This window comes from Schaalia canis (assembly GCF_003858455.1).
GTDB lineage: Bacteria > Actinomycetota > Actinomycetes > Actinomycetales > Actinomycetaceae > Pauljensenia > Pauljensenia canis.
The window spans coordinates 1-804 of sequence record NZ_RQZF01000032.1 but is presented as its reverse complement, the minus strand read 5'-3'; the positions used below and the strand labels follow the sequence as shown (position 1 = coordinate 804).

Here is an 804-nt window from a genome sequence, read left to right as displayed (position 1 = left end):
GTATCGACCTCAAAAACTCTAGTGTTGAGCCGCCAAGTGAGGAAGAACTGCGTGCCTTGTGGGATGCCCAGGTCGCTAAAGTCCGCTACTTTAAAGCTATCGAGCGCAGTGAGGAAGTCCTGACCCCTCAAAGTGGACAATCAGGCAAGTGAGAAGTGAGATGACACGACTTAAAGCACATGCTGCACTCATGGCATTCCTTTTCGCGTCAGCGACTCTCCTGTCAGCCTGCGCCTACTTCACCCCTGAGGAAACCGTCATCCCACGCCCAGAGCTGCTCACCGCCCAAGAGGCCGGAGGTGGAGAACAAACCCCCATTGGCCCAGATGATCTTCCTGGCGCTGCTGACTGCGGGCCCGACGGAAGCATCTACTACTCTGACCCCACAGGGACGCGTCATGGTGTGCAATACCTTGATGGCGGTCGCAGGATCATTCTTGGGCTTTTAGATAATCCGCAGAGTATCCTCGCGCGTGGCCCTCAAGAAATTAATCAACTTGCTCACAGTGATTACTGCCGGATGGGCAAGGCGTACTGGGGCGAACGCGCAGATAGACAAAGCAGGGATTGGCGGGTGACGCCCTTAGATTTCGGTGAAGGTATCGCGGCCTTCCAAGCTATCGAGTGGCGGGGGAAGGACTCGGTTCCCCCTGAGCCTGTTGTAGAAGAAGGCGGGTGGGTCTACGCGGTCGCACGAGCCTACGGCATTGTTGACGACACCTACATTATGGTCCGTATCGACCTGGAAAACACCAGCGTCGAACCCCCCTCGGAAGAAGAACTGCGCGCCTTGTGGGATGCTCA

The 804-nt window shown here is 56.5% G+C and carries 1 protein-coding gene; it reads left to right on the top strand.

All coding sequences use genetic code 11. The features are described from left to right. Positions 1 to 160 precede the first annotated feature (160 nt). Positions 161 to 804 (top strand): hypothetical protein (locus tag EII11_RS10340; protein WP_133306631.1); only part of this gene is annotated, 644 nt, incomplete at its 3' end.